The organism is Bacillus sp. AFS001701 (genome assembly GCF_002559405.1).
GTDB lineage: Bacteria > Bacillota > Bacilli > Bacillales > Bacillaceae_G > Gottfriedia.
In genome coordinates this window covers 1-4548 of the sequence record NZ_NTZO01000182.1, presented here as the reverse complement: position 1 = coordinate 4548, position 4548 = coordinate 1, and the positions used below count along the sequence as shown (strand labels likewise).

Genomic DNA, 4548 nt, shown 5'->3' with positions numbered 1-4548 from the left:
CACTAATAAAAAAATAAGTGTAATATATTTATTTTCACTTATTTTTTTATTAGTGATTTTAAACTAAAATCACAAGGTAATTATCCCTTACCTAATGGAACAACTAGTGGTGTATTGGCAATTGGATCATCTATTATTATGCACTTTAATCCGAAGACTTCTTCGACTAGCTTTGCAGTGATAATCTCCCTAGGATCTCCTTGTGCAATCACCTGGCCATCCTTCATAGCGATGATATTATCTGCATATCTCGCAGCATGGTTCAAATCATGTAAAACAGCAACTAATGTATTCCCTTGATGATTAAGATCTTTAAATAACTCTAACAACTCAATTTGATAAGCAATATCAAGATAAGTCGTTGGTTCATCAAGTAAGAGCATTGGTGTTTGTTGAGCAAGTACCATCGCGACCCAAACTCTTTGTCTTTGTCCTCCGGATAGCTCGTCTACGTATCGATGCGACAAATCACTTGTATTTGTAAGCTCCATCGCAGACATTACTGCTGCTTCATCTTCATCAGTCCATTGTCTTATAAGACTCTGATATGGATATCGACCATGTGCGATTAAATTCGCTACCGTTATTCCGTCTGGAGCAGTTGAAGACTGAGGTAATAGACCTAGTTTACGAGCTACTTCTTTTGACTTATACGAAGAAATAGCTTTTCCATCTAGTAAAATTTGCCCTTCAGATGGCTTTAACAAATTTGAAAGTGTTCGAAGTAAGGTTGATTTCCCACATCCATTTGGACCAACAATTACTGTAAATGATCCATCTGGTATTTGTACTGAAAGGTTTCTGGATATTACCCGATTATCGTATTTGATTGTAATGTTTTCTGTCCTAAGCCTAGACTCTGTTTGTACGGCCTTTTGGCTTTGAATTTCTGCCGCTGTTAACTTCATAATTCATTTTCAACTTCTTTCAATCAGAATATCGTAATACTTGAAACCCCTTCTTCGAGAAAGCTCCTACTAAACCTTGTACATTTCTATTTCGTTCAAGCTGCTGATCGTGCTTGACGGAATAATAGCCACACTAAGTATATTCCACCTAATGATAAAGTTACCACACCTACCGGAAAAATTGTTCCTGGAATTACTCTTTGCGCGAGAACATCTGCTCCAAGTAAAAGAAACGCTCCCATCATTGCTGCTGGTAAAATACTCTCCTCTGATTTGGTGATACGTTTAGCGATTTGTGGTGCAACAAGCGCTACAAAGCTAACTGGCCCAATAACCGCTGTTGGAGCAGCCGTCAAGGCAACTGCAATAAGAATCAGTAATAGTTGGGATCGTTCAATTCGAACACCATGAGATTTCGCAGCATCCATGCCGAACTCCATTTCACGCAATGGTCTGTTCATGATCCCAGCAGAAATAATGAGAATAATAACAGCAATTGCTGGAGGAACTACTTGTTTCCAATCAATCCCATTTAATGATCCAACTCCCCAAGCTGCTGCAGTTAACGCAACCTCTGCATCACTTTTAATAAGGAGCATCGAATTGATACTTCCTAAGATCGCCGAAACTGCTATTCCGACGATAATAAGGCGAAAATTTTGCGTTCCTTTTCGAAAAGCAAGCAAATAAATAAGGAGAGCCGTTGCGAATCCACCAATCAAAGCCCCACCAGCTACACTAATGTTAGAAGTCGACTTAGAGACAAGAAGCACAATAAGTGCTCCCGTATAAGAGCCTGAGGTAAAACCAATGATATCAGGAGACCCTAATGGATTCCGAGTGATTGATTGAAAAATCAGGCCACTTATTGCTAAACCTGCTCCAAAAACAATCGCAGCCACCACCCGTGGTAACCGCCATTCGACCACAACTGTTCTCGTCATTCCTGTCGCTTGACCAATTAAAGCAGAAAAAACTTCATGAACACTTATTTTCAGTGTGCCTACCATTAATGCAAACATTGCAATTGCAATCGTGGCTATAAGAAGGATTGCCGTAACAATCATGCTCCTCACATCAATTCGTGCCTTTACAGGCCATTTCAGTTGTAGATAGTGCCTGCCATAATTAATGGGGCGCATAATATTCACTCCTTCTTACATTCAAACCTTTGCCACAAATCATTTTCATTTTATAGACCACTCGCTTTACGTCTACGAACAAGAATCAGTAGAATCGGTGCACCAACTAGTCCCGTGATGATTCCTACTGGAACTTCTGAAGGTAACAATACAACTCTACCAATAATATCTGAAAGGATGAGTATGATCGGTGCTGCTACTATTGAGTATAGAAAAATCCAGAATTGGTCTGGACCGACAAACCATCGCACACAATGTGGCACCATTAAACCGATAAAACCAATTGGTCCAGCTATAGCAGTTGCCCCGCCAGCTAATAGTGTAATTGCAATCAAACCGATTGCACGAGTAACACCAACATTTACTCCTAAAGAGGATGCACGATCATCTCCGAAGGCAATCGCGTTTAATGCAGGAGTAATGACAAAAGCTAATAATGCACCAACGATTAAAATGGGCAGAACAAGCCAAAGGTCATCAAAACTTCTCCTAGCTAATGTCCCAACACTCCAGTTCAACATTCGTGCAAATGCCTTACTATTAACTAATGTCAATGATGTAGTAATCCCACTCAAAGTGGCACTAAGTGCTACTCCAGCAAGTGTGATTTGTACAGGTGTAGGAGCTTTTTTACCAGCTCCTCCACTTATAACATACACAGCAATAGTCGCAATTAATGCACCTGCAAGTGCAAACCACATATAGGCAGACATCGATGTAACAGAAAATACTCCAACTCCGATCGCAACTGCGAAGGCTGCCCCAGCATTTACGCCAAGAATACCAGGGTCTGCTAGTGGATTTCTAGTCAGTACCTGGATTAATGCTCCAGCTAGTCCAAATGCAGGACCAACAATTAGAGCAATAAGTGTTCGTGGTATCCTAGTATTATGAATGATTGTGTGATTATAGCTATTGTTTGGTGAAAACAACGCATCCCATACAACTCCAAAAGGTATGGATTTAGCACCAATCATTAAACTCAAGAACACTACGGCTACCAAAAGTAAAAGTGCTACGATGAAGCCCAAAAATCGTTGCAACCGCATTGAAGTAATTGTCTTTTTATTTTCCCCAACTACTTGAGTCGTTTTGTTTTTTGGTTGCTTCATCGCTGTCACTGTTTTACGCCCCGCCTTCTAATGCTTTTTTAAACTGTTGTGGTAAATTATCGATTGCCCATAATAATGCGGGAACCGTTCCTGTTGAGAATGCATTTGATGAATTTGTATCAAGAATAATTGATCTACCATCTGCTACAGAAGGAATCTTCTGATAAAGTTTATTATTTGTTATCTCTTTTGGATCAACAAAAATAGGTAAAACAATCGTAAGATCAGCATTTAATAAATCTAACTTTTCGTCAGCAACTTTAATAAAGAAATTACCTTTAGCTAAATTTTCAATCTCTTCCTTGTTTTTGAATCCAAGTCGCGTTACAAAATCAACACGAGAATCGCCTTTTACGTATGCACCAAAACCTGAAGAATCGTAAGCACCAACTGCAACCGTTTTACCTGCAAATTCAGGATTTGCCTTAGCCGCTTTATCAAATGCCACGTCTACATCCTTAAGTAGTTGTTCACCTTTATCTACTTTACCTAGGGCTTGTGCAATCATTCGCACCTGGTCTGTAGTAGTCGTTAAATAATTATCTCCACCCTTAGGAACCCCAACCGTTGGAGCAATCTCTGAAAGGCGTTTGTATCGTTCTTCATCACCCGAAGATTTTACATCAAGAATTAAATCTGGTTTAAGAGAAGCAATTTTCTCATAATCAAGTTCCATTGTTCCAAGAATAGTTGGTGATTTTTTATATGCACCTTTTATCCAAGGTCCTACACCGTCACCACCAAAAGCAAGCCAGTCACTTGCACCAATTGGTTCAACTCCAAGACTTAGTGCTGTCTCTGCATCTCCCCAACCTAGTGCAACAACACGTTTCGGATGCCCTTTGATTTCCACTTTGCCGAATTTAGTATCAACTGTGACAGCTGATTCATTTGAAGACTTCTTATCAGACTTTTTACTTGAATCTGACGAACAGCCAACTAGACCAATCAATAAAAATAAAGTCATGACAATCCCAAGTAATTTGGGCATTTTAATATTGCTAATCATTTCGTTCTCTCCTTAATTAACATTGAAGTTGATAATCATTTTCAATCATTAATTATACTAAAGCGACTTTTATTGTCAATATATTCCCGACATTGTTACAGAACTTTCAGAATTATTTACTTATCAACTTTAATGAAAGTTACTATTCTTTCTTCCATTTATTTACAACGCTATGTACTTTAGCATTAACTTTTCATTTCATCTCATTATATTATAATAACATTTTTTTGAAATAAAAGAATTAAAAATCGTTTAAAAGGCTCCCCAATTATCTAGATAAGAAGCATTATTTAATTTAGTATTACTAGATAGTTAAGAACCGTTCAGTCCAAAAAAAACAAAAGTCAGTAGCTTGTCTAAATTGTACCCTTTGTAAA

General features: G+C 38.4%; 4 protein-coding genes. All 4 read right to left on the bottom strand.

The features are described from left to right. Nucleotides 1-80: 80 nt before the first annotated feature. Nucleotides 81-908, bottom strand: a complete 828-nt coding sequence (locus CN514_RS13315) for an ABC transporter ATP-binding protein (RefSeq protein ID WP_098233010.1) — start codon at nt 906-908, stop codon at nt 81-83. 95 nt (nt 909-1003) lie between these two features. Then, nucleotides 1004-2050 (bottom strand): FecCD family ABC transporter permease, encoded by a 1047-nt coding sequence (locus CN514_RS13310; RefSeq protein ID WP_098233009.1) that lies wholly within the window; start codon nt 2048-2050, stop codon nt 1004-1006. A gap of 50 nt (nt 2051-2100) precedes the next feature. Beyond that, nucleotides 2101-3162 (bottom strand): FecCD family ABC transporter permease, encoded by a 1062-nt coding sequence (locus CN514_RS13305; RefSeq protein ID WP_286141671.1) that lies wholly within the window; start codon nt 3160-3162, stop codon nt 2101-2103. 13 nt (nt 3163-3175) lie between these two features. Beyond that, nucleotides 3176-4171, bottom strand: a complete 996-nt coding sequence (locus CN514_RS13300; protein WP_098233007.1) for an iron-siderophore ABC transporter substrate-binding protein — start codon at nt 4169-4171, stop codon at nt 3176-3178. Nucleotides 4172-4548: the final 377 nt, after the last annotated feature.

Coding starts and splice junctions, on each gene's coding strand:
- CN514_RS13315 (WP_098233010.1), bottom strand. CDS start 908: ATGAAGTTAACAGCGGCAGAAATTCAAAGCCAAAAGGCCGTACAAACA.
- CN514_RS13310 (WP_098233009.1), bottom strand. CDS start 2,050: ATGCGCCCCATTAATTATGGCAGGCACTATCTACAACTGAAATGGCCT.
- CN514_RS13305 (WP_286141671.1), bottom strand. CDS start 3,162: ATGAAGCAACCAAAAAACAAAACGACTCAAGTAGTTGGGGAAAATAAA.
- CN514_RS13300 (WP_098233007.1), bottom strand. CDS start 4,171: ATGATTAGCAATATTAAAATGCCCAAATTACTTGGGATTGTCATGACT.